We start from the raw sequence: 23,299 nt of genomic DNA, 5'->3' as shown, positions 1-23,299 counted from the left end.
ATCAGCTTGGCCCGGCTTTACCACTCGGCGCGTCGCATACCGGCCATTGATGCCGTTATCAGCTATGCGCCTCGCGTCATGCAGCAGAGTGATCGTTAAAGACTGCCGCTGACCCGTTCGGCGACATCGGCAGGCAACCAGGCTTTCCACACCTCGGGATGCTGCTTGAGGAAGCGTGCAGCCACGACCTTGGCATCCTCATGCTTGTCACTCATTTCGCCCAAGGTCTTGTTGAGCAGATCAATCGGGAAATCCACGCCCTTGAAGACACTCACCAGCTCCGGGTATTGCTTGCTGAATTCTGCCGAAACGCCGATCGACAGCTTTGCCGCCAGCGAAGAGGTACCACGCGGGTTGGGGTTACTGGCGTCGGTCAGGGTTTTCCAGGCTTCAGCATCAAAGGCGGGCTCGTCCAGTTTGATCAGCTTGTACTTGCCCAGCAGGGGCGTAGGTGACCAGTAGTAAAACAACACGGGCTTGCCGCGCCGGATAGCCGATGCGACCTCGGCGTCCAGTGCTGCACCTGAGCCGGTGCGAAAGTTGACGAAGCTGTCGGCCAGGCCATAAGCCTTGAGTTTCTGGGTGTTGACGATTTCCGAGGTCCAGCCGCTCGGGCTGTTCAGGAATCGGCCCTTGTCCGGCGATTCCGGGTCTTTGAAAACGTCCTTGTAGCGCGCCAGATCAGCGACAGACTTCAAGTCCGGCGCCAGCGGCTTGATGCCTTTGGCGGCATCGCCCTTGATCACGTACTCAGGCACCCACCAGCCTTCGGTCGCGCCCTTGACGATGTCGCCCAGGCCGAGCACCTTGCCTTCCTCTTCAGCCTTGACCCACACCGGGCTGCGTCCGGTCCACTCTTCGGCGATCACCTGGATGTCATTTTTCGCCAGCGCGGTTTCCAGGCTGACCGTACTGCCGGGCAACGTATCGGTCGGGTAGCCATAGCCCTTCTCGACGATGGTGCGCAGGACTTCAGTGATCAGGCTGCCGCTTTCCCAGGTCAGCGCGCCGAACTGGATTGGCTTGGTTTTTTCAGCCGCTGTCGCTGTCTGCCCAAGCAGGCTCAGCGCCAGAAGTGAACAGCCCAGTAGTCGTGTTATTGATTTCATGCTCACCTCAAATGGCGCGGAACAAACGGATCTGAAAGTATCGACACCAGCCTGCGCCGATTAGTTGTCACGGCGTTAGCCTCTGTATGATGCAAGCCCCTGTTTTCAAGCGCGCTCGCGATGTCCGAAATCCAGTTTTATCCGCTGCCTGATGAATGTCGCCCGTTGTTGGGCAAGTTCTACCGTGAGCACCAGTCGTCAATGCGCGCTGCCAGCAAGGGCCAGGCGTGGGTTGCAAAGCGGGCGGAAATCATCGGTGCGTTGTGCCTGACGCCTGTCGCAGAGGGGCATTGGCTGACCGGGCTGTTCGTGGCGCCGGCGCTGCGCGGACAAGCCGTGGCGCGGGGCTTGATCGAAGCGGCGTTGCAACCGCTGGCCGGGCCGGTCTGGCTGTTCTGCCATCCGGACCTGCTGGGCTTCTACCAACGTTCAGGGTTCGAGACGGCACAGCGTCTGCCCCAGGCCCTGGGCGAACGATTCATGCGCTACAGCCGCAGCAAGCCGCTGATCGCACTGTGCCGCGAAGCATGACTGCTTTGCAGCGCAACGCGACGATCACTCGTCGGCGTTGGGGTCCATGTCCGGAAACATCACGTCCATGAAGCCGAATTTGCTGAAGTCGGTGATGCGCGACGGATAAAGCCGGCCGATCAGGTGGTCGCACTCATGCTGAACCACCCGCGCGTGAAAACCGTGGGCAACACGCTCGATGGGCTGGCCTTGAGGATCAAAGCCTTCGTAACGAATGCTCTGGTAACGGTCCACCATGCCGCGCAATCCGGGCACTGACAGGCACCCTTCCCAGCCCTCTTCCAGCGTCGGGCTCAACGGGGTAATCAGCGGGTTGATCAGGATGGTCTGCGGGACCGCTTCGGCCTGGGGATAGCGCTCGTTACGCTCGAAACCGAAAATCACCAGTTGCAGATCGATGCCGATCTGCGGTGCCGCCAGGCCGACACCGCCGACGCTGTGCATGGTTTCAAACATATCGGCAATCAGCGTGTCGAGCTCGCTGCTGCCAAACATCTCTGCGGGCACCGGAGGGGCGATGCGCAACAAGCGCTCATCGCCCATCTTCAGGATTTTGTGGATCATGACTGCCTGTCTCTTGCCGACTTGAAAAGCGATCTTGCCACAGAAATCGATCAGGCTTCGTCAGCCTTCTGCAGCGGCACTGAGTGGTCGCGGCCCAGCCCGGAGACATGCTGCTTGCCTGTCTCGCTGCTTTCTTCGCCGCCGTCACCGGCTTCCTTCTCGCCTGCGTCCTTGCCTTCAGCAGACATGTGCTCGATCACAGCATTCATTTCCGCACCCAGCAACAGCACCGCCGCCGAGATGTAGAAATACAGCAACAGCACGATGATCGCGCCGATGCTGCCGTACATGGCGTTGTAGTCGGCAAATGTCTTGACGTAAAAACCGAAGGCCAGGGAAGCAACGATCCACACCACCACGGCCAGCACCGAACCTGGGGTGATAAAGCGAAACTCCTGTTTGACGTCAGGCATCACGTAATAGATCAGCGCTACAGCGACCATCAGCAGAATAATGATCGCGGGCCAGCGCAGGATGGTCCACAGCGTGACGATGAAGTCTTCCATGCCGATCTGCGCGGCAATCCAGTTCATGACCTGTGGCCCCAGCACCATGAAGGCGGCTGCCGCCAGCAACATGCCGGCAATGCCTACGGTGTAGAGAATCGACAGCGGCAGACGCTTCCATATGGGGCGCCCTTCGACGACGTCGTACGCAGCGTTCATGGCGCTCATCATCAGGCGCACACCCGCTGATGCGGTCCACAGCGCGATGACGATACCGATCGACAGCAAGCCACCCTTGGACTGCTGCAACTGGTCGATGACCGGGTTGACCTGTTCGAGTGCCTGCGGCGGCAAGAGGAATTCCGATTGCAGTCGCAACCAGGAGAAAAAGTCAGGCAGGTGCAGAAAGCCGATCAATGCGATCAGAAACAGCAGAAACGGAAACAGAGAAAACAGCATCTGGTAAGCCAATGCCGATGCATAGGTGGACATCTCGTCATCGAGGAACTCGTTGACGGTTCTCACCAGCACCTTGCCGACTTTCAATTTACGCAAATGGGGGAAAATCATGGCGCTTCCTCTCACTCCCTTACTGGAAAACCTTACATCCTGAAAACCGGCATGTCATACATGACGTATCGCGCTGACGGAGCCGATACGCGAATACCGATGGCACATTGACTGGACAGGCCATGAAAGGTTTCAGTCCCGCAGAGCAGAAAGCATAACGGCCATCCGTGGATGACCGTTATCGGTAATGCCAGCTACCGGCGCCAGGGCGCCGATAACAATCGACTCAAGCCTTGTCAACGCCCTTCTTGATGGCGTCCTTGACCTTGCCTACAGCCTGCTGGCCTTCACCTTTCAGCTCTTGTACTTTGCCTTCAGCCTGCAGCTTGTCATTGTCGGTAGCCTTGCCAACAGCCTGCTTGACGTTACCAACTGCTTCGTTGGCCATACCTTTGGCTTTATCGCTGGTGCTGCTCATCGAAAATCTCCTGGGTCTGAAGACCGCACTGGAATCGGATGTCGTACTCGACAAAAGATTGACCTGTGCGGATGGCAAAGAGTTTCAACTATTTTCCCAGCCGCTGTTGCCGCTCATCCGCCGTGCATTGGGGCAGGTTTGCGGCAGAGTTTGTGCGAGAATGCGCGCCACCGTTGTCCGGCAGGGCCGACACGCTGAACACACCGATTCACAGGAACGTTATGAAACTCGATAAAAAGCTGGCCATTGCACGCAGAAACCAGGATCTGGGTGGCGCAGTGCTGGGTGTCAACAACACGCATTTCGCCGTGCTGGACCACAAAAGAAACATCTGGTGGTTCGACCTGCCTGTGCCGCGCCTGCAAGTAGGTCAGTACGAGTGGCTGCACCTGCTGCTGCACACGCCTGAAACCGACCAGTTGCTGCATTTGAAAGTGACCACGGTCTTCATGCGCGATCACATCGAAGGCCTTGAAGTGCGCAATGCGGACAAGCGCAAACCGACCGTCAGCCTGGAGCTGAGCGCCGACAAGGACTCTTTTCTCAAGGACATGCGCCCCAAGGGCAGCAACCTGAGTTTTGCCAGCTTCCTGCAGAAGTAACTGTGAACGTAGCGGCAGCGTAGCCGCTACGCTCGCGCACTGCGCCGGGTGAACGTTGCGCATCGGCAACGCTCATTGCGGCACAGCGCTTCAGGCAAACTTACGTACCGCCAGATAGCCCGCCGTACCGGCCAGCGCCGACACCACCGTGCCCCACGCATGATCCACCAGCGCCAGTTGCGCAGGCCAGCCCTGCAACGTGGCCCAGTTGGTCAGGTCATAGGTGCCATAGGCAATCAGCCCCAGCAGACCGCTGCACAATGTCGCGTGACTCAGTCGTTGCACGCTGAGCGCAGGCATGACGCCGAAAAACACCACCCCCGCCCCATACAGCAGATAAAACGCGATGGCAGGTCCCAAGACCGGCGTATCGAGCATCAGCGGTCCGAGCCATTCACGGTAGGTCGGCCCCATCAGCACGCCCAGCCAGACTCCGTCGAGGATCAGAAACGCCAGCAATGTGCCGAAGTAAGCGATCAGTATTCTTTTCATGGCGCGTCCTTGATGAAGTTTCAGGTCCGGGAAAGCCCGCTTGAAGGTATGACCGACCAAAGGTAGATATTGATCCATCCAACTTCAGGACTTTTAAAAGGTTAAGGGAGTCAGTGTTAACTAGCGTTATGGAGTTTCAACCACATGAACACTGTTGGTCCCCTGAAAATAGATGTCTGGAGCGACTACGTCTGCCCGTTCTGCTACCTGCAACTGGCCGTCCTGGAGCAGCTTCAGCAAACCTACGGTGAACGGCTCGAATTCAATTGGCATGCCTTTGAACTGCGCCCCGATCCGCTGGAACTGCTCGACCCGAGTGCCGATTATCTGCGTGAAACCTGGTCTCGGTCAGTGCTGCCGATGGCCGACAGGCGTCAGGTGACGATGAAGATGCCCAGCGTTCAGCCGCGCAGCCGCAAGGTTCTGGAAGCTGCGGCGTTTGCCAGGAACGCAGGGAGTTTTGAAGCGTTTCACAAGGAGGCTTATCGGGCGTTCTTTGAAAAGGGGCTGGATATCGGCGCGACGCACACACTGCTCGACCTGGCCAACGCGCTCGGGCTGGATCGGCAAGCAATGGAGCAGGCACTCAACGCCGGTCATTTCGAAAAGGCCGTGACGGAAGACCAGCAACTGGCGCAAAAGCTTGGGCTCAGAGCGGTTCCGGTCCTGCTGCTGCGACGCAGTGACGAGGCGCTGGAAGACGCCCGGGTGTTCAACGGCACCTTGCCGTTCGATCGCCTGAGCCAGGAAATAGACGCGCTCGCCACCTGGGCCTGAGGTGCCGCGAGCTGCATCGATTGCAGCTCACATCGATTGCCGCCAGGGCACCCAGGCTGCGACGCCGTATCAGACCAGCTCGATACGGTCGGCGTGAATCACGATCTGCCCCTGCTTGTACAACGCACCAATGGCTTTTTTGAAGTTGCCCTTGCTGACGCCAAACAGACCGCTGATGACCTGCGGATCACTTTTATCGCTGACCGGCAGCGTGCCGTTGTTCTCGCGCAGCTTGGCAAGAATCTTCGAGTTCAGGCTGCTGGCGGCCTCTGCACCGACAGGCTGCAGGCTCAGGCTGATATTGCCGTCACTGCGAATTTCCTTGATGTAGCCTTTTTCCTGCTTGCCGGCGCGCATGAACTTGAACACTTCGTTCTTGTGAATCAGGCCCCAGTGCTTGTTGTTGATGATCGCCTTGAAACCCATGTCGGTCGCTTCGGCCACCAGCAGATCGACTTCCTGCCCCACGCTGTAGCTGGCAGGCGTCTTGTCCAGGTAACGATCCAGGCGCGCAGTGGCGGTAATGCGCCGTGTGTGCTTGTCGAGGTAGACGTGAACCACACAGTAATCGCCGGCCTGCAAGGTGCGCTTCTCTTCGGAGTAAGGCAGCAACAGGTCCTTGGGCAGGCCCCAGTCGAGGAACACACCGATGCTGTTGACTTCAACCACCTTCAGGCTGGCGAACTCACCGACCTGCACCTTGGGTTTTTCAGTGGTGGCGAGCAGCTTGTCTTCGCTGTCCAGATAGATGAACACATTGAGCCAGTCTTCATCTTCCGTAGGAACGTCCTTGGGGATGTACCGATTGGGCAGAAGGATTTCACCATCCTGCGCACCGTCCAGATACAGACCGAAGTTCGTGTGCTTGACGATTTGCAAGCTGTTGTAGCGCCCGATTAAAGCCATTTCCAGATACCCTCATTACGTGGGCGGCATTCTACCCGACTTTGAGTCCGGGTTCGCGTAGCGTGGCCGAACGCGTCGACGCAGCCTCCACTCGTCAGTTTCCCGATTCGTCATGGGTTGGCCTTGCCGCGCAACGCCACGGCACCTCATCGATATTTTTTTACTGAAAACAGTCGGTTAGCGACTTCCAGAATAAATTCGCCAAGCCGCCGAGTGCAGGCTCGGCTCGGGCGAGTGCCATAATCACCAAGCAATAATCAAGCGTTTCCTGTACTCTGGCTGGCCGTATTACGTTTATGAAGGTAAATGGCAGCCATGCGTATCAAAGCATCCCACTCGAAAGCCAAACCCGCCCCAGCCGTTGAAACGAGCGACTCGATCAACGCGCAGATTGCAGCTTTCCTGAAGTCCGGCGGTGAAATCCAGCAAATTGCCAAAGGCGTGAGTGGCCAGACCTTCGCACCTTCCAAGCAGATCAATCTCGGTAAAAAGTAAAACCGCGTCCTGCCTGTCGATCTCTACGCGCCTTGACACTCAAGGCGCTAGATTGACCATCCTTCGCTGGATATTCTTCCGGTCACGCTGCTACTCTCTCCTCTGATATCACTATGACCACGAGCTGGATCACGCTCTGGACGTTATCTTCTTTGTGGAATGCTCGAATGAAGAACTGGATGCTTTTCGGTGCACTTGTCTACCTTGGCGGCTGCGCGTCGCACCACTGCGAAAACGGCCCCAACGACAGCCAGCTTACCGACAGCCCTTGCCGGGCGGAGCACCTGCTGTATCAGAACGACATGCTGCAGGCCAAACTGCTGATCAGCGAAGATGATCGCGAAAACTATGAACTGGCCGAGGCCATGCTGCGCCGAGCTGCACTTGACGACGCGTCGGGCGAAGCCGAGTTCTACCAGGCCGTGCTGCTGATCCGTCAGCAGGCCGACCCGAAGCAAATTATCGATTTGCTGCAAACCGCCGCGAAACACAAGCACCCCCTGGCCATCGCCCTGCTCTCCCAGCAACTGAGCGTCAGCGATCCAAAGCTCGCCGAGCGTTACCAGGCCGAATACGCCCAACTGGACGTTGCCAAGAGCGGCTACCCGTCGTTTCAGCAGGCGCTGGTGGTGATTCGCGGGCTGATCATTCCCTCTGCGCGCACCACTGCGGCCAACTGACACATAACGGATCGACGAACGGTCCGCCCTCAGCGCATTTCGACGGTATCCTTGCGAGGCTCTAGCTCGCGGTTTGTGTCGGCTCCTGAGCCATTTTCGATACGCCATCCCTGACCACACTCCTCGCAGATCAAGGAGTGAGCCATGCTCAGTCATCGCTTACACGTGCTGTCTTTCAGCGCCATGCTTGTTTGTCAGTCTGTCTCTGCCCAGGTTCTGGAGCGGGATCTGGGCGACTTCGACCTGAAACTTGCTACCACGCCTACGCGCAGCATGGCACAGGGTCTGGTGACGCCCAGCGGCGGTTCCGGCTCCTTTCATGGCGGCATGGACCTGACTCACGAGAGCGGCTTCTACTTCGGACAATGGGCGCCCAACATGGGCCTGGCCTCAGATACCGGGATGGAGCTCGATTCCTACATGGGCTTCAAAAAGCCCTTCGATAACACCCTGGGCTACGAGCTGGGGATGATTCGTTACAGTTACCCCGACACCAGCCAGATCGACAGCCACGAGTTCTATGCCGGTCTGCGCATGCGTGACAGCCGGATCGGCGCGGCCTTCAGCAACGATGTCGGCACCCGCGACAGCACGGTATTCGTCGATCTGGGCGCCATCGAGCAACTCGGAGTCGGCGTGCGCATGCAGTACGCCAATCACCAGTTCGATGCCCCGCAGTCTTCCGCCGACGGCGGGTTGATCAACGGCTTCAACGACTGGTCGCTAAACCTGTCACGCCCCTGGCTGGGCATCGACATGAACCTCATCTACAGCGGCTCAAGCCTGAGCGGCGGCGATTGCAGCGTCTACAGCGGCCACAATGCACGCTGTGACGGGACGTTCACCCTCAAAGCGGTGCGTTCATTCTTTTAAAGGCCGAAACCGGTTGAACTGCCAGACGTTACACTCCTCTACTGCACGTCAGTACGCCAAGGAGATGTCATGCAGTCTTTACTCAAAGCATTCGTCACGCTGTTGATGACCGTTGCACTGCTCGCAGGATGCAATCAGGTAGGACTGGCGTATCGCAACCTCGACGTGATCATTCCGTGGACGCTCAGCGACTACCTGGACATGAACTCGGAACAGAAAAGCTGGCTGGACGTGCGCCTCAAGCAACACTTGAGCTGGCATTGCAGCACTCAGCTGCCGGAATACCTGACCTGGCTGGACAAGCTCGAAGACATGGTCAAGACCGACCAGGTGACTTACGACGGGCTGCAGGCTCGGACCAGCGAAGCCAAAGAGGCGATATCCAAGATCTCGAAGGAGATCACGCCGTCTGCGGTGGAGTTGCTGTCGCGCTTTGACGACAAGCAAGTGCAGGAGATGCAGGAGTCGTTCGCCAAGGATCAGCGCAAGCGTGAAAACAAATACCTCGACCAGCCACTGGACCGCCAGATTGCAGAACGTGCCGACCGTATGCAGAAACGCGTGACACCGTGGGTCGGCAAGCTCAATCAGGCGCAGAAAGACCGCATTCAGGCTTGGTCTGCATCACTCGGCGAGCAGAACAAGGCCTGGATTGAAAACCGTACGCGCTGGCAGAACCTGTTCCTCGCCACCGTACAGCAGCGTCAGGCCAGCGACTTCCCGCAACGCATCGCCGCGTTGCTGCAGGACCGCGAGACGTTCTGGACCCCTGAATACCGCAAGGCCTACGACCAGACCGAGAAGGCGGCGATATCGCTGATCGTCGACATCACCGCCCTGAGCACCCCGGAACAACGCGCCAAACTGCTCAGCCGCATCGCCGACATGCGCAAGGACTTCACCGACCTCGATTGCCTGAAGTCGCAAAAGTAGTCCGATAGCCCTCTCACCACAACCATCGTGCCCATGCCCCGCGTGGGCGTGCCGTTCCGGACGCTCTGCGTCCTGCCTTGAGTGCGCGGTGTGGCGCAGAATCGTGACGCGGAGCGTCACCCAAGGCATTCCCACGCTGGAGCGTGAGGAACGATAGCCCTATCACCATCGTGCCCATGCTCCGCGTGGGCATGCCGTTCCGGACGCTCTGCGTCCTGCCTTGAGTGCGCGGTGTGGTGCAGAATCGTGACGCGGAGCGTCACCCAAGGCATTCCCACGCTGGAGCGTGAGGAACGATAGCCCTATCACCATCGTGCCATGCTCCGCGTGGGCATGCCGTTCCGGACGCTCTGCGTCCTGGCCCGAGTCGGCATGTGCAACGTCAGCGGTTTTATGCGATCTGGGGCTTTTTGGCGATGGTGTCAAAGAGCGCTGGGTCAAGCGGGTCGCCTGCCTGCTCGTTGAGTACCTGACGCGGATGATCATTCCCCGGAATGCTGCTATCGATCAAAGCCAGCAGGCTCGCCCCGCGCTTTGTCAGCATGTACGTCGAGCCATCTCCACCTTCCTCGCGAGGACGCGGTTCGATGTAGCTGCGATTGAGCAGTGTCTCGAATTCAGTGGATGTCGAGGGGGTGCCGTTGTTCTGCACTTCGTGCAACAAACGCTCGATAAGATCCCAGTTGTAGGTCATTTCTCTAAACCTCCGTCCTGCATGGAATGATCACCCATGACATCCAGCCACGGGCATGCGACTCAAAGGGTGTGACCTGCGAGGTGTATGACGGTTCAGAGAAGCTGGCAGGCGGTGTAGCGAGGCATTGTCAGCACGAAGACAGACTGCAAAAGAAGTTGATCGCTCCCGAATGCACGAGAGCGATCACGGCAATCACTCGGCGGCCGGGGCCGGGGTGCTGCGTTTTTTCAACGGGGCCATGCCGTCCTGGCTGACCAGATCGGACTTGGGACGATTGACCGTCTTGCGTTTGGTCGGCCCTTTGGCCGCTACTTTCTTCTTGTCGCCCTTCGCGTCGGTCTTTTTCTTCTTGACGCCCACCGCTTTGCCGGAGGCCTTGACCTTCTTCGGCCCGCCGTAGGTGCCTTTGACTTCCTTGATAACGCGACGCTCGAAGCTCTGCTTGAGGTAGCGCTCCACGCTCGACATCAGGTTCCAGTCGCCATGACAGATCAGCGAAATCGCCAGGCCGTCGCTGCCCGCACGACCGGTACGCCCGACGCGGTGGACGTAGTCGTCGCCGCTGCGTGGCATGTCGAAGTTGATCACCATGTCCAGACCTTCGACATCAAGGCCGCGAGCCGCCACGTCGGTGGCGACCATGATTTTCGCACCGCCTTGCTTGAGACGATCGATGGCCGCCTTGCGGTCCTTCTGGTCCTTGTCGCCGTGCAGCACGAACGCCTTGTACTCCAGCGCCACCAGACGGCCATACAGGCGGTCGGCCATGGCCTTGGTGTTGGTGAAGATAATGGCTTTCTTATAAGTCTCGTTGGCCAGCAGCCAGTTGAGAACCTGCTCTTTGTGCACGTTATGGTCAGCAGTGATGATCTGGTGGCGCGTGCCGGAAGCCAGCTCACTGACGCTGTTGACTTGCAGGTGCTGTGGATCCTTGAGCACCTTGCCGATCATTTCCCGCAGACCAGCGCCGCCGGTGGTCGCCGAGAACAGCATGGTCTGCTCGCGACCGGCACATTCGCCAGCCAGACGCTCGACGTCTTCGGAGAAGCCCATGTCCAGCATGCGGTCGGCTTCGTCCAGAACCAGCACTTCAACATGCTTGAGGTCCAGATTGCCGGCGTTCAACTGCTCCAGCAGACGACCCGGCGTGCCGATCAGAATGTCCGGCACCTTGCGCAGCATGGCGGCCTGAACCTTGAAGTCCTCGCCACCGGTGATCAGACCGGCCTTGACGAAGGTGAACTGCGAGAAGCGCTCGACTTCCTTGAGCGTCTGCTGAGCCAGCTCGCGGGTTGGCAGCAGGATCACTGCGCGAATGTCGACGCGAACCTTGGCCGGACCGATCAGACGGTTGAGGATCGGCAGCACAAATGCGGCGGTCTTGCCGCTACCGGTTTGCGCAGTCACCCGCAGGTCGCGCCCTTGCAGTGCGAGCGGAATGGCGGCCGCCTGCACGGGCGTAGGCTCGACAAATTTAAGCTCGGCCACAGCTTTGAGCAGGCGTTCGTGCAGGGCGAATTCGGAAAACACGGGTGCTACCTCGACGAAAAACAAAAATACAGCTGCATAGCCTAACGGTTTCGAGCGCCGGGGCCGAGTTTCTTTACCACCAAAGGCCGATTTTGTTTACCAACGGGCCGATAAAGGCCATTCGAAACGTTGCCGGGCAACGCCGCCGGGCCGCTCTTCGCGAGGCTTTTTCTCCCCTCATACACGCTAAAAAATCGAAGGCCGTGATTTATTTTTCTACCTTCAGATTCGGTTAAGAAACCGCTTCGATACTCCACCCTACTCGCTGACCGGGGGAGGAGCCTCGCCAATGCCTGATATCGATTGGAACATTCGTCTACCGCTGAGTTTTGGCAATACCGGGGCTCCCGCCCTGACCCTCTTCCGCGCCTTGGCGCATGAACAGCAGCGTGAGCCTCTGGAACGGTTCGTTCAGCAACAATTTCGCAAGGCCCACAACGCCGACGTCAGGCAATTCATGCCGGAGCTTTTCGGGCTCCAGGACGGCAGCGGCGCGCTGTGTGCCGTCGCCGGCATTCGTCACGCCAGCGCTGGCACATTGTTTTTGGAGAGCTACCTGGATCACTCCATCGAACAGCAGGTCAACGCTGCGGCAGGGCGCCCGATCGAGCGCCAGGCCATTGTCGAAGTCGGCAACCTGGCGGCCAGCAGCCTGGGCAGCGCCCGGCTGAGCATCATCACAGTAACCTGGTTGCTGGCGATGGGCGGTTTCGAATGGGTTGCCTTTACCGGCAACGGAGCACTGGTCAACAGCTTCAATCGTCTGGGCCTGAATCCGGTCACGCTGTGCGCTGCCGATCCGGCACGTCTGGGCGAAGAGCGTCACACCTGGGGCTCGTACTACGACTCACGGCCCAGCGTGCATGTCGGCGACATCCGTGCCGGTTTTCTGCACCTGAGCAGCATGGGCATCTTCGAGCGCTTTGGACTGCCACAGACACTGGAGCCTGATTGCCATGTCGCATGAACGTGAAGCCTTTTGGCAAAGACTGCAGACGCTTGCCGACGAGCAGCCTCTGGCCATCGCCCTGCAAGGCGAAGACCGGGCGCTGGATTACGCCGCACTGGTCGAGGAGCTCACGCAGCGCCGCGGACAATTGCGCGCCGCCAATGCGCAGATCGTGGCGCTGATGCTGGACAACAGCCCCGACGCCCTGCTCTGGGACCTGGCCGTACTGTTCGAAGGGCTGAGCTGTGTGGCGCTGCCGCCATTCTTCAGCCTCGCCCAACGACGGCATTGCCTGGAGCGAAGCCAGGCGGACACGGTGATTACCGGACCAGTCTTCGCTCAAGAGTTGCAGGCCTCTGATTACAGACAACATGGCGCATTCTGGCAACGCCGCGCTGCCGAGCACACATACATGCCGGTGGGCACCGCCAAACTGACCTTCACTTCGGGCACCACGGGCACCCCCAAGGGTGTTTGCCTGAGTGCCGACAGCATCCTCAGGGTTGCTCGCGGGCTTCATGAAGCCAGTCAGTCGGTGCGGCCTGTACACCATCTGAGCCTGTTGCCGCTGGCGATCCTGCTGGAAAACATAGGTTGTTATGCAGCCTTGTATGCCGGCGCACGCATCAGCCTGCCAAGCCAGCAGGACCTGGGTATTCAGGGTGCCAGTGGCGTCGACGCCTCGCGCCTGCTGATGTTTTTGCAGCAGCGCCGCCCGGACAGCATGATTCTGGTCCCTCAATTGTTGCTGCTGCTGGTGACGGCCTGCGAAGCGGGTGCGTTCGATGCGTCGATGCTGAGCTTCGCCGCAGTCGGTGGCGCGCGCGTCAGCCACGATCTGCTGTTGCGCGCTCAAGCGGCAGGCCTGCCGGTCTTCGAGGGCTATGGCCTGTCGGAGTGCGCCTCGGTCATCACCCTCAATCGTCCGGACGCCCGGCGTGCCGGGAGTGTTGGCCGTCCACTGCCGCACATAAGGTTACGCCTGGCCGCTGACGGCGAAGTGCTGGTGGCCGGCAGTCCAATGCTCGGTTATCTGGGCGACACCACACCCGCACCGGCCTGGTGGCCTACCGGCGATCTGGGTGAGTTCGACGCTGATGGCTACCTGTACTTGAAGGGCCGCAAGAAACATCAGTTCGTGACCAGCTTCGGACGTAACGTCAATCCGGAATGGATCGAAGCAGAACTTACCCAGAACCACTGCATTGCCCAGGCGTTCGTGTATGGCGAGGCCCTGCCGTCCAACCACGCCCTGATCTGGCCATCGCGTCCCGACACCACTGACGTGGAGATCGAAGAGGCCGTCAACAAGGCCAATCAGACGCTGCCCGATTACGCCAGCGTCAAGAGCTGGACGCGACTCGACGAGCCGTTCAGCCCCGCAAACGGTTTGTCTACCGCGAATGGCCGGCCGCGCCGCGAGGCCATTCTTGAACGCTACCAAGCACTTTTCACTCCCTACAACCTGACCCAAGGTGCCTTGTCATGAGCTTTTTTCAGACCCTGCAGGATGCGACCCAGGAACAACGCGAAACGCTGTTCAACCTGCCGATCATTCGCCAGGCAATGGCTGGCCAGGTCAGCCTGGAAAGTTACCGGGCCTTTCTGACCCAGGCCTATTACCACGTCCGTCATACCGTGCCGTTGATGATGGCCTGCGGCGCCCGGCTGCCGTCGAGGATGGAATGGCTGCGGGCGGCCGTCTGTGAATACATCGAGGATGAATACGGGCATGAAAAATGGGTACTCAACGACCTGCGTGCCTGCGGTGGTCAGGCCGAGGCCGTGGAAAACGGGCAGCCCGGCGCGACTATCGAACTGATGGTCGCCTACCTTTACGACCTCATCGCACGCGGCAACCCGGTGGGCCTGTTCGGCATGGTCAATGTGCTGGAAGGCACCAGCATTGCCCTGGCCACCCACGCAGCAGACAGCATGCGCGCAGGGCTCGGCCTTGGGCCGGAAGCGTTCAGCTACCTGAGTTCTCACGGCAGCCTGGACATAGGTCACATGGAAACCTTCCGCAAGCTGATGGACAAGGTCGACGATCCGGACGATCAACAGGCCGTGATTCATGCGTCGCGCCTGGTTTACCGCCTGTACACCGACATGTTTCGCGAGTTGCCGGGCGCTGCGCTGACCGCGCACAAGGAGTCGTCTCATGCGGCTGCCTGACGCGCACGTCGTCCTCACGGGTGCCAGCGGCGGCATCGGTCTGGCCATTGCCGAAGCATTGTGCAGCCAGGGCGCCAAGGTGCTGGCGGTATCGCGGCACATACATCCGCTGCGTCAGTTGCTCGAACTCTACCCAGCCAACCTGCACTGGGTCGAGGCAGACCTGTGCACGGCACAGGGTCGTCAGCAGGTGGTTCGTGCGGTCGGCGCTGTGCCTGGCGTCAACCTGCTGATCAATGCCGCGGGCACCAACCATTTCGCGATGCTCGAGCAGCTGTCGGCCAGCGACATCGATGCCATGCTGACCCTCAATGTGCATGCACCAATCCAGTTGACCAGCCTGATGCTGCCGGTGCTCAAGCAGGCCAGCGAAGCCATGGTGGTCAACGTCGGTTCTACCTACGGCTCCATCGGCCATGCCGGGTATGCCACCTATTGCGCCAGCAAGTTCGCGTTGCGAGGTTTTTCCGAAGCACTGCGTCGCGAGCTGGCCGACACCCGGGTCGGCGTACTGTACGTCGCACCGCGCGCCACCCGGACCAGCATGAACAGTGCTGCAGCGCAGGCGCTGAACGACGCGCTGAGTTCAGCAGTCGACGACCCGCAAGACGTCGCCCAGGCGGTGCTCCAGGCCATTGCAGGCAACCGCAGAGAGCTTTACCTGGGTTGGCCGGAGCGCTTTTTCGTCAGGCTCAACAGCCTGTTGCCGACCCTAGTGGACCGGGGCCTGCGCAAGCATCTCCCATTGATCCGCCACCACAGTTCACCCGTTGCACAAGAGAAGCACATACCATGAAAAGAATCGCTTTCGTCGTCATGAGCCTGATCAGTCTGCCGCTCTGGGCACTCGATGCACCCGACCAGCAACGTCTGGCGGGTATCCAGAGGGAATGGGCGCATATTCAGTACGGCCTGCCCGAAAAGCAGCGTGTCGATGCGTTCGAGAAGCTCGCCACGCAAACCACGGCCTTCACTCAGGATCGTCCCGGCGCTGCAGAAGCGTGGATCTGGTCAGGCATCGTCACCAGCAGTTGGGCCGGAGCACAAGGTGGCCTTGGTGCGCTGGGCAAAGCCAAACAGGCAAAAGCCGACCTGGAAAAGGCCATGACCCTGGACCCCAATGCCTTGCAGGGCTCGGCCTACACCAGCCTGGCAGCGTTGTATGACAAGGTTCCCGGCTGGCCGATAGGTTTCGGCGACTCGACCAAGGCCGGGCAGTTGCTGGAACAGGCGTTGAAAATCAACCCGAACGGCATCGATACGCTATTTTTCTCGGCGCAACATCAGTTCGATCAGGGCAACTATGCTCAGGCACAGCAAGCCCTGAACAAGGCGTTACAGGCACCACCCCGTCCGGGCCGTGAAGAGGCAGACGCCGGGCGCAGGAAAGACATCCAGTCGCTGCTCGCCAGCGTGAACAAGAAGCTCAACTGACGGAGACACCATGCGTCTGCTGCTTATCGAAGACGACGTTGCACTGGGCGAAGGCATTCAGCAGGCACTCAGCCGGGAAGGCTACACCGTTGACTGGATCAAGGACGGCAGCAGCGCCCTGCATGCTCTGCTCAGCGAGAGCTTCGATCTGGCCATTCTCGACGTCGGCCTGCCGACGTTGAGTGGTTTTGAAGTTCTGCGTCGACTGCGTCACAGCGGATCGACGCTGCCGGTCATGATCCTGACCGCACGCGACGCCACCGAAGACCGGATTATCGGTCTGGACATCGGCGCTGACGATTACCTGGTCAAGCCCTTCGATGTGTCCGAGCTGAAGGCCCGGTTGCGCGCCCTGCTGCGGCGCAGTGCCGGGCGCGCCAAGGTGCTGATCGAACACAACGGCATCCGCCTGGACCCCAGCACGCAACAGGTCAGCTATCACGATGCCGCAGTGGCTCTCACGCCCAAGGAATATCAACTGCTGTATGAATTGCTCTCGCCGCCAGGCAGGGTCATGACCCGCGAACGGCTCATGCAACTGCTCTATGGCTGGAACGAAGAGGCCGAAAGCAACACCCTTGAAGTGCACATTCATCATCTGCGCAAAAAGTTTTCCAGCACCCTGATCCGTACCATTCGAGGCGTGGGTTACCTGGTGGAGGAGCGTTCTTGAAGTCGATACGCCGCCGCACACTGACCCTGATCATCGGCCTGCTGCTGTGTGGTCTTCTGGTTCTGACGCTGTTCAACGTGCATGACAGCAATCACGAAATCGCGGAAATCTACGATGCCCAACTTGCGCAGAACGCGAGGCTGCTGGAAGGTGTGATGCGCATGCCCATGGAGCGCAAGGAACATGCGCAGCTCTATCAGGCCTTCAATCAGGCTCTCGCCCAGGCCGAACCGCGTGTTGACGGCCACCCTTACGAGGGCAAGATCGCCTTTCAGGTCTGGGACAAGGACAACAACTCGCTGGTACACACTGCCAGCGCCCCCACCTTCACTCATCCGCCACAGAGCACCGGGTTCAGTGATTTCAACGACATGGCCGGCCATCAATGGCGAGCCTTCGTGCTCAGGGACACACAGCACGGGCTGCTGGTCTGGGTCGGTGAGCGCGATGACGTGCGCTCGGATCTGGTCAACCGCATTGTGCGTCACACGGTGTTGCCGAACCTGATCGGCAGCCTGGTGCTGATGATCGCGATCTGGCTGGCGATCCGCTGGGGGCTGAGGCCGCTGGCCGATTTTGCCGATACCCTGCGCGGCCGTAACGCCGGTTCCCTGCACCCTCTGCAGCTCAACGCCCTGCCCGCTGAACTGGAGCCCATGCAGGCCGCCCTGAACCGTCTGCTGGGGCAGATTCAGGACCTGCTAAAGCGCGAGCGACGCTTCATTGCCGATGCGGCCCACGAAATGCGCACGCCCCTGGCGGTCCTGCGGGTGCACGCGCAAAACGTACTGGAAGCGCACAACGAAGACCAACGGCAGCAGTCGCTGGGCTACCTGATCATCGGCGTGGACCGCACCACGCGGCTGGTCAATCAGTTGCTGACCATTGCGCGCCTGGAGCCCGGCCCTTCGCCAGCGGGCAAGGTAGCGGTGGATCTGGTCAGCGCCGTGCGCGACAGCCTGGTGCAATTGACGCCCTGGGTGCTGAGCAAGAATCTGGAGCTGTCCTTTGAGTGCACTGAAGCCACCCGTGAAGCAACGGTGGACTTCCCTGCGCTGGACATCGCCTTGCACAACCTGATCACCAATGCCGTCAACTTCTCACCCGAAGGCGGCCAGGTCACGGTGGGGCTGACCTTCAGCGAGCATTACTTCCGGCTCAACGTCGACGATCAGGGCCCCGGTATCGATGAGCAGGAGCGCGAACGCTTGTTCGAGCCGTTCTACAGCCGTGGCAACGATCAAGGCGTCGGCCTGGGGCTGGCCATCGTGCAGAAAGTCGCGCTATCGATGGGCGGCAACGTGAGCCTCGACAATCGTCCGGAGGGTGGACTCAGGGCCAGCCTGCAAGCGCCGTTGCACTGACTGAGCACCGAGACGGTCAAGCAAGCGCCGTCACGACACCGGCAGCAGCACATCGACCACCAGCCCGCCGCCCGGCCGATTGCGTGCGGCGATCTGCCCGCCGTGCATTTCGATAGCCCGCAGGGCGATGGCCAGGCCCAGGCCGAAGCCCTGCGCGGCATTCTCCGGGCCGCGCTCGAAGGGCTGGAAAATACGTTGCAGGCACTCCTCGTCCACGCCTGGCCCCTGATCGATGACATTGACCATCAGGCACAGCGGCTGGGCCTGAACGTTGGCGACCACCACTACATCGCTGCCGACCGCAGTGTGGCGAACGGCATTGCGGATCACGTTCTCGAAGGCCCGGTAGAGCAGTTCGCTGTCGACCTGTGCGACGAAAGATCCGGGAGCCTGCAGCCTGACCCGACACTGCTTCAGTCCAGCCTCGAACTCGGCATCTTCGACGATGGCCGCCAGCAGGCTGATGACATCGACCGGTTCCCGCGTCAGGCTTTCGACATCACTCTGCATGCGCGCCAGGGTCAGCAATTCCTCGATCAGCGAGTCCATGCGCTCCGACTCGCGCTCGATGCGTTCGAGCATGTCTAGCTGGGTTGGCTCCTGGCGCAACAGGCCGATGGCGGCGCTCATGCGCGTCAGCGGCGAACGCAGCTCATGGGAAATATCATGCAGCAGTTGTTGCTGAGAGTCGGCCATGACCTTGAGCTGATTGGCCATGCGGTCGCAATCCTCGGCAAGGTCGACGATTTCATCGCGCCGCCGGCCCATATCGGGTTTTACCCGTGTGTCGAAACGGCCTCTGGCGACCTTGCCCATCGCCTCACGCAATTTCATCAGCGGTGCCACCAGATAGCTGCTGAGAAACCAGCTGAACAGCGCACTCATGACCGTGCCGGTGATCAGCGGATTGAGGTGAGAGGGTTGATCGTCGTGGTTGGGGCGCTGGGTAGAGCGGATATGCACGAGTGCGCCTTCGCGCGTGTGCACGGCGAGTTCGAAGCGAGGGTTTTCCAGCGAATTGCCTGCCAGCAACAAACCGTTGCTGTCGTACAGACCGACCCTGCCGTGCCCCTCCGGCTGCCAGGCATCAAGCAACGCCTGCCCCGCAGCAATGCCTGACTGCTGCAGAATGCGCACTTCATTGTCGAGTACCGTACTGAACGAAGGATCGCCCCGCCCGGACTGGGTGAACATGAACAGGCCGGCACCGACCATGAAGGTCAGGCTGGTCGCCAGCCAGAACGCCAGAAACAACTTCCAGAATAACCGGCTCGGCCTCATGGCGTGATCAACATATAGCCCAGATTGCGCACGCTCTGTATCCAGCTCTGGTTATCGTTGCGCGGACCGAGCTTGTGGCGAATGCTGCTGATGTGCACGTCGATACTGCGATCGTAGCGGGCCAGCGGCCGCCCCAGCGCGTTCATCGAGAGGTTCTGTTTGCTGACCAGTTGCCCGGCATGCCGCGCCAGTTCTTCGAGCAGGCAGAACTCGTTGCCGGTCAGTTCCAGCGTCACGCCCTGCCAGCGCGCCTCGCGCTTGCCCGGCCAGAGCATCAGCTCTCCGGCCTGAATCACATCCCTGACCGTCTCGACTACCGACACCGCCCGCACCCGGCGCATGATCGCCCGCAGGCGCGCCACCAGTTCACCGGGTGAGCTGGGCTTGGGCACGTAATCGTCAGCGCCCAGTTCCAGCCCGGAAATACGGTCGATATTGTCGCCGCGTGCGGTCAGCAGAATCACCGGCACCTGGCTTTGCGCACGGATACGCCGCAGCACCTCGATCCCGGAGATGCGCGGCATCATGATGTCCAGCACGACGATGTCGTGACGCCCGGACAAGGCTTCAATCTCGCCCTCTTCAGCGCTGTTGGTGCAGGTCACGTCGAAGCTTTCACGGGTCAGGTACTGGCTGAGCATTTCCGTCAGTTCCCGATCATCGTCGACAAGCAATACGCAAGTCATGGCAGGCCCTTGATTGGTGGTGGCCGATTATCCCGGCGCTGCTGCGGCGTGTCAGCCGGGCGCGATGATCTTTACCTAACCTTACACGGCGTTAACCGTCCCCAACATGCCCTCCCCCTATGCTGCGCAGCCAACAGCGCCTACCGGACCGGCCCTTTCTGGCGTGTCATTGGCCTTTGTCGCAGCTTTCTGGAAAGGGTTTGATGATTTCTTCGCGTCTGCTTCTATCGTTCTGCCTGGCATTCAGCGTCCCGCTGGTACACGCCGATACTTTTGCCATCTCGGACATCCGCGTCAACGGCCTGCAACGCGTATCTGCCGGCAGCGTATTCGCTGCGCTGCCGCTCAATGTCGGCGATCAGGCGGATGAGCAGCGTCTGGCCGACGCGTCGCGCTCACTGTTCAAGACCGGTTTCTTTCAAGACATCAACGTTGCACGCGATGGCAACGTGCTGGTGATCAATGTAGTCGAACGCCCTTCTATCGCCAGTATCGAGATTGCCGGCAACAAGGCCATCAGTACCGACGACCTGATGAAGGGCCTCAAGCAGTCGGGGCTCAGTGAAGGCGAGATCTTCCAGCGCGCCACGCTTGAGGGCGTGCGCAATGAACTGCAACGCCAATATGTCTCCCAGGGCCGCTACAGTGCTTCGGTCGATACCCAGGCGCTGCCCGCGCCACGCAACCGCATCGCCCTGAAAATCACTATCGACGAAGGGACGGTGGCGTCGATCCAGCACATCAATGTGGTCGGCAACACCGTGTTCTCCGATGAACAGCTGGCTGATCAGTTTCAGCTCAAGACCAGCAACTGGCTGTCGTTTTTCAAGAACGATGACAAGTACGCCCGCGAAAAACTCTCCGGTGACCTGGAACGACTGCGCTCCTGGTACCTGGACCGCGGCTACATCAACATGGATATCAACTCGACGCAGGTTTCGCTGACGCCTGACAAGAAAGGCGTGTTCATTACCGTCAACATCACCGAAGGCGACCGGTATACGGTGGGCAGCGTCAAACTGGGCGGCGACCTGAAAGTGCCGAAGGACCAGCTCGACCAACTGATCCTGGTCAAACCGGGCCAGGTGTTCTCCCGCAAGGTCATGACTGACAGCACCAACCTGATCACCCGCCGTCTGGGCAACGATGGCTACACATTCGCCAACGTCAATGGCGTGCCGAAAGCCAACGATACCGATCACACCGTCGATATCAGTTTCGTAGTCGACCCCGGCAAGCGCGCCTACGCCAACCGCATCAATTTTCGCGGTAACACCAAGACCGCCGATGAAGTGCTGCGCCGTGAAATGCGCCAGATGGAAGGCGGCTGGGCCTCGACTTACCTGATCGACCAGTCGAAGGTGCGTCTGGAGCGTCTCGGCTTCTTCAAGGAAGTAAACGTGGAAACGCCAGCGGTCCCCGGCACCGACGACCAGGTGGACATCAACTACGCCGTCGAAGAGCAGGCCTCGGGCAACATCACCGCCAGCGTGGGCTTTTCGCAAAGCGCAGGGCTGATACTCGGCGGCTCCATCTCGCAGAACAACATCCTCGGCACCGGCAACTTCGCCAGCCTCGGCATGACCCGCTCCGAATACCAGACCAAATACAACTTCGCGTTCACCAACCCGTACTTCACGCCTGACGGGGTGAGCCTGGGCTACAACGTTTTCTACAATGCGACCGACTACAGCAAGTATTACGACGATGACGACGAGGTCTCCTACTACTCGCTCAACAGCGTGGGCGCAGGGGTCAACCTCGGCTATCCGATCAGCGAAACATCGCGCCTGACCTACGGGCTGTCGATTCAGCGTGACACCCTGGACGCCGGCAGCTACAGCGCTGACGAGATCTACGACTTCATCGAGCGCGAGGGTGATGCGTTCACCAACCTCAAGGCCAGCGTCGGCTGGTCGGAATCGACCCTCAACAAAGGCGTACTGGCCACCCGTGGTCACTCGCAAAGCCTGACCCTGACCAGCACCGTGCCGGGCAGTGACCTGCAGTTCTACAAACTCGACTACAACGGCCAGACCTTCCTGCCGCTCAGCGACACCACCTCGCTGCGCCTGCATACCAAACTCGGCTACGGCAACGGTTACGGCGATACCGACGGCCTGCCCTTCTACGAAAACTATACGGCGGGCGGCCAGGCCACGGTGCGCGGCTTCAAGGACGGCACGCTGGGGCCGCGCAATACCCCGGCCACCGGCACCTACGCCAGTCAGGGGCAGATCTACTATTCCGACCGCGACACCGAAGCCCTGGGCGGCAACATCCTGATCACCGGTGGCATGGAATACCTGTTCCCGATGCCCTTCGTCAAAGACCAGAAATCCCTGCGCACCTCGCTGTTCTGGGACTTCGGCACGGTCTACGCGGACAAGTGCTACCTGACCACCACGCAGAACTGCGGCAACATCAATATCGACCAGATGGCCAGTTCGGTCGGCGTCGGCGTGACTTGGTACTCGCCGCTCGGCCCCTTGAGCTTCGACCTCGCCGTGCCGATCAAAAAGCCCGAAGACGCCGAGACCCAGGTGTTCCAGTTCTCGCTGGGCCAGACCTTTTGAGGCGGACCTTTTCAGCATGAACAAAGGCGTCTTTACCCAGCATTACCTGGCCCGGACCGCGCTTTACATCCCGTCGTTGAATACTGCCTGCACTACTCATCAGGTCAGGAGTCGTTACATGAGCCGCGAAGTCAGACAGATCACCCCCGATGTGCAGGAAATCATCCAGCACGCCTTGCGCTCGCTGCTGGGCAAAGGTTTCGTCATCGCGCTGTTCGGCAGCGAAGATGCAAGCGGCGCCATGCACTACCACCTGCGCATCGACCACGACGCCACGGGGCTGGGCATCGAGCATCACGACAACGTCGAAGACGGCTTCATCGACGACATCTTCATGCTCGCCACCCGCATGAAAGCCATGCTCAAGCAACGCGAAACCCTGAGCCGTATGCACGGCGGCAGCCAGGCGACGGGGCAGGTCCGGCTGCTGACCTGGATCACCGAGGACAGCAGCCAGAAGGTTATGCAAACCGCCGAGGATGCGGGGCGCGAGTGTTTGAGTGCGTTGCGCGGACGCAAGCTGCGGGCTTGAATCGTG

26 protein-coding genes are annotated in these 23,299 nt (G+C 60.0%); 16 read left to right on the top strand and 10 right to left on the bottom strand.

Going from position 1 to position 23,299, the window contains the following annotated elements:
• Window positions 1–95: 95 nt before the first annotated feature.
• A complete protein-coding gene (locus tag JOE33_RS20745; protein ID WP_187625979.1) occupies window positions 96–1,109 on the bottom strand; it encodes an ABC transporter substrate-binding protein in 1,014 nt (337 codons plus the stop codon).
• Between the two features lie 120 nt (window positions 1,110–1,229).
• On the opposite strand from JOE33_RS20745, the gene JOE33_RS20740 reads away from it, so the two are divergent.
• The gene (locus tag JOE33_RS20740) at window positions 1,230–1,640 is read left to right on the top strand and encodes a GNAT family N-acetyltransferase (RefSeq protein ID WP_096125114.1); all 411 of its coding nucleotides are present in this window, start codon (window positions 1,230–1,232) and stop codon (window positions 1,638–1,640) included.
• A gap of 24 nt (window positions 1,641–1,664) precedes the next feature.
• Here JOE33_RS20740 and def read toward each other — a convergent pair whose 3' ends face one another.
• The 3 genes from def to JOE33_RS20725 form a co-directional block, all read right to left on the bottom strand.
• The gene (gene def, locus JOE33_RS20735; RefSeq protein ID WP_003314505.1) at window positions 1,665–2,204 is read right to left on the bottom strand and encodes a peptide deformylase; all 540 of its coding nucleotides are present in this window, start codon (window positions 2,202–2,204) and stop codon (window positions 1,665–1,667) included.
• A gap of 50 nt (window positions 2,205–2,254) precedes the next feature.
• The gene (locus JOE33_RS20730) at window positions 2,255–3,220 is read right to left on the bottom strand and encodes a YihY/virulence factor BrkB family protein (RefSeq protein ID WP_010433739.1); all 966 of its coding nucleotides are present in this window, start codon (window positions 3,218–3,220) and stop codon (window positions 2,255–2,257) included.
• 226 nt (window positions 3,221–3,446) lie between these two features.
• Window positions 3,447–3,638, bottom strand: coding sequence for a CsbD family protein (locus tag JOE33_RS20725; protein WP_003314503.1), 192 nt, complete (start codon window positions 3,636–3,638; stop codon window positions 3,447–3,449).
• Between the two features lie 221 nt (window positions 3,639–3,859).
• Here JOE33_RS20725 and JOE33_RS20720 point away from each other — a divergent pair, with 221 nt between their 5' ends.
• Window positions 3,860–4,240 carry a hypothetical protein gene (locus JOE33_RS20720; protein ID WP_010433737.1) on the top strand — a complete coding sequence of 127 codons (381 nt, stop codon included), beginning with the start codon at window positions 3,860–3,862 and terminating at the stop codon, window positions 4,238–4,240.
• A gap of 90 nt (window positions 4,241–4,330) precedes the next feature.
• On the opposite strand, the gene JOE33_RS20715 is transcribed toward JOE33_RS20720, so the two are convergent.
• Window positions 4,331–4,732, bottom strand: a complete 402-nt coding sequence (locus JOE33_RS20715) for a DUF2177 family protein (RefSeq protein WP_096125115.1) — start codon at window positions 4,730–4,732, stop codon at window positions 4,331–4,333.
• A gap of 144 nt (window positions 4,733–4,876) precedes the next feature.
• Between JOE33_RS20715 and JOE33_RS20710 the strand changes: the two genes are divergently transcribed.
• Entirely contained in the window at window positions 4,877–5,509 is a 633-nt protein-coding gene (locus JOE33_RS20710; RefSeq protein WP_096131182.1) for a DsbA family protein, read from the top strand.
• Window positions 5,510–5,578: 69 nt separating this feature from the next.
• Here JOE33_RS20710 and JOE33_RS20705 read toward each other — a convergent pair whose 3' ends face one another.
• The gene (locus tag JOE33_RS20705; RefSeq protein WP_010433731.1) at window positions 5,579–6,415 is read right to left on the bottom strand and encodes a S1-like domain-containing RNA-binding protein; all 837 of its coding nucleotides are present in this window, start codon (window positions 6,413–6,415) and stop codon (window positions 5,579–5,581) included.
• A gap of 306 nt (window positions 6,416–6,721) precedes the next feature.
• Between JOE33_RS20705 and JOE33_RS20700 the strand changes: the two genes are divergently transcribed.
• The 4 genes from JOE33_RS20700 to JOE33_RS20685 all read left to right on the top strand — a co-directional run bounded on the left by JOE33_RS20700 (window position 6,722) and on the right by JOE33_RS20685 (window position 9,396).
• Window positions 6,722–6,910 carry a hypothetical protein gene (locus tag JOE33_RS20700; protein WP_002554403.1) on the top strand — a complete coding sequence of 63 codons (189 nt, stop codon included), beginning with the start codon at window positions 6,722–6,724 and terminating at the stop codon, window positions 6,908–6,910.
• Between the two features lie 167 nt (window positions 6,911–7,077).
• Window positions 7,078–7,590, top strand: coding sequence for a hypothetical protein (locus JOE33_RS20695; RefSeq protein WP_010433729.1), 513 nt, complete (start codon window positions 7,078–7,080; stop codon window positions 7,588–7,590).
• Between the two features lie 144 nt (window positions 7,591–7,734).
• The gene (locus tag JOE33_RS20690; RefSeq protein WP_187625978.1) at window positions 7,735–8,463 is read left to right on the top strand and encodes a TorF family putative porin; all 729 of its coding nucleotides are present in this window, start codon (window positions 7,735–7,737) and stop codon (window positions 8,461–8,463) included.
• A 69-nt stretch (window positions 8,464–8,532) separates the two neighbouring features.
• On the top strand, window positions 8,533–9,396 hold the full coding sequence (locus tag JOE33_RS20685; protein WP_187625977.1) for a DUF6279 family lipoprotein: 864 nt from the start codon (window positions 8,533–8,535) through the stop codon (window positions 9,394–9,396).
• Between the two features lie 391 nt (window positions 9,397–9,787).
• Here JOE33_RS20685 and JOE33_RS20680 read toward each other — a convergent pair whose 3' ends face one another.
• The gene (locus tag JOE33_RS20680; protein WP_010436139.1) at window positions 9,788–10,090 is read right to left on the bottom strand and encodes a hypothetical protein; all 303 of its coding nucleotides are present in this window, start codon (window positions 10,088–10,090) and stop codon (window positions 9,788–9,790) included.
• Window positions 10,091–10,285: 195 nt separating this feature from the next.
• Complete coding sequence (locus JOE33_RS20675) at window positions 10,286–11,623, bottom strand: DEAD/DEAH box helicase (protein ID WP_004416638.1); 1,338 nt, start codon at window positions 11,621–11,623, stop codon at window positions 10,286–10,288.
• A 289-nt stretch (window positions 11,624–11,912) separates the two neighbouring features.
• Between JOE33_RS20675 and JOE33_RS20670 the strand changes: the two genes are divergently transcribed.
• From JOE33_RS20670 to JOE33_RS20640, 7 genes are read left to right on the top strand one after another with little or no spacing between them, the layout of a single operon-like run.
• On the top strand, window positions 11,913–12,590 hold the full coding sequence (locus JOE33_RS20670) for a thermostable hemolysin (RefSeq protein WP_010436134.1): 678 nt from the start codon (window positions 11,913–11,915) through the stop codon (window positions 12,588–12,590).
• Window positions 12,580–14,061, top strand: coding sequence for an AMP-binding protein (locus JOE33_RS20665; RefSeq protein WP_187625976.1), 1,482 nt, complete (start codon window positions 12,580–12,582; stop codon window positions 14,059–14,061). The genes JOE33_RS20670 and JOE33_RS20665 overlap by 11 nt, the downstream gene beginning before the upstream one ends.
• Window positions 14,058–14,747, top strand: a complete 690-nt coding sequence (locus JOE33_RS20660) for an iron-containing redox enzyme family protein (RefSeq protein ID WP_187625975.1) — start codon at window positions 14,058–14,060, stop codon at window positions 14,745–14,747. Before JOE33_RS20665 ends, JOE33_RS20660 begins: the two co-directional genes overlap by 4 nt.
• The gene (locus JOE33_RS20655; RefSeq protein ID WP_096139919.1) at window positions 14,734–15,543 is read left to right on the top strand and encodes an SDR family oxidoreductase; all 810 of its coding nucleotides are present in this window, start codon (window positions 14,734–14,736) and stop codon (window positions 15,541–15,543) included. Before JOE33_RS20660 ends, JOE33_RS20655 begins: the two co-directional genes overlap by 14 nt.
• Complete coding sequence (locus JOE33_RS20650; protein WP_187625974.1) at window positions 15,540–16,181, top strand: tetratricopeptide repeat protein; 642 nt, start codon at window positions 15,540–15,542, stop codon at window positions 16,179–16,181. The genes JOE33_RS20655 and JOE33_RS20650 overlap by 4 nt, the downstream gene beginning before the upstream one ends.
• Before the next feature lie 10 nt (window positions 16,182–16,191).
• The gene (locus JOE33_RS20645) at window positions 16,192–16,854 is read left to right on the top strand and encodes a response regulator (protein WP_010436120.1); all 663 of its coding nucleotides are present in this window, start codon (window positions 16,192–16,194) and stop codon (window positions 16,852–16,854) included.
• Complete coding sequence (locus JOE33_RS20640) at window positions 16,851–18,218, top strand: ATP-binding protein (protein ID WP_010436117.1); 1,368 nt, start codon at window positions 16,851–16,853, stop codon at window positions 18,216–18,218. The genes JOE33_RS20645 and JOE33_RS20640 overlap by 4 nt, the downstream gene beginning before the upstream one ends.
• Before the next feature lie 30 nt (window positions 18,219–18,248).
• On the opposite strand, the gene JOE33_RS20635 is transcribed toward JOE33_RS20640, so the two are convergent.
• Window positions 18,249–19,499 carry an ATP-binding protein gene (locus tag JOE33_RS20635; RefSeq protein ID WP_187625973.1) on the bottom strand — a complete coding sequence of 417 codons (1,251 nt, stop codon included), beginning with the start codon at window positions 19,497–19,499 and terminating at the stop codon, window positions 18,249–18,251.
• Window positions 19,496–20,185, bottom strand: coding sequence for a response regulator transcription factor (locus tag JOE33_RS20630; RefSeq protein WP_054993468.1), 690 nt, complete (start codon window positions 20,183–20,185; stop codon window positions 19,496–19,498). The genes JOE33_RS20635 and JOE33_RS20630 overlap by 4 nt, the downstream gene beginning before the upstream one ends.
• A gap of 203 nt (window positions 20,186–20,388) precedes the next feature.
• On the opposite strand from JOE33_RS20630, the gene bamA reads away from it, so the two are divergent.
• Window positions 20,389–22,761 (top strand): outer membrane protein assembly factor BamA, encoded by a 2,373-nt coding sequence (gene bamA, locus JOE33_RS20625; protein WP_187625972.1) that lies wholly within the window; start codon window positions 20,389–20,391, stop codon window positions 22,759–22,761.
• Between the two features lie 118 nt (window positions 22,762–22,879).
• Window positions 22,880–23,293: a hypothetical protein gene (locus JOE33_RS20620; RefSeq protein WP_187625971.1), complete on the top strand. Its 414-nt coding sequence runs from the start codon at window positions 22,880–22,882 to the stop codon at window positions 23,291–23,293.
• The last annotated feature ends 6 nt before the right edge of the window (window positions 23,294–23,299 follow it).

The sequence above is a fragment of the Pseudomonas sp. PvP027 genome, from assembly GCF_017833005.1.
In the GTDB taxonomy this organism is placed as follows: Bacteria; Pseudomonadota; Gammaproteobacteria; order Pseudomonadales; family Pseudomonadaceae; genus Aquipseudomonas; species Aquipseudomonas congelans.
The sequence above is the reverse complement of the archived record's forward strand: the minus strand, read 5'-3'. Positions and strand labels throughout refer to the sequence as shown.